Below are 332 nucleotides of genomic sequence, written 5' to 3' on the forward strand. Positions count from 1 at the left end.
ATGGGACAGCCGCATCCGTCAGAAAGACACTCAAGGACGTTTTGCGTGGATGGGTATAGCCCAGTGCTTTGGCAAAGGGGCTGCTGGGCAAGAGTGTGACATCCGACAGACATTCGTCGACCCATTTGAAGAATGCTTCCACGACGGGCTGTGTGTGTTCGATTCTAAAGTCGAGTTTCTGCTGTCCCTGCAAGTCTTCTTTGGCAATGCGTTCTTCTACGGCATAGAGGGCGCGGATATAGTTCAAGGCGGTTGCTGCCAACTTTGGCTCAACCTCTTCGGCTTTAATGAACTCGCGCCGACAGTGAGCCCAACACTGAGCATGGGTCATA

Annotated in this window: 1 protein-coding gene; it reads right to left on the reverse strand. The window is 52.7% G+C overall.

The window, feature by feature from the left end:
- Positions 1-332, reverse strand: a 332-nt coding sequence (locus ACOI06_RS14640; protein WP_420663322.1) for an IS66 family transposase, incomplete at both ends; no start/stop codon positions are given.

It is taken from the genome of Orrella sp. 11846 (assembly GCF_048820935.1).
Taxonomy (GTDB): Bacteria; Pseudomonadota; Gammaproteobacteria; order Burkholderiales; family Burkholderiaceae_B; genus Algicoccus.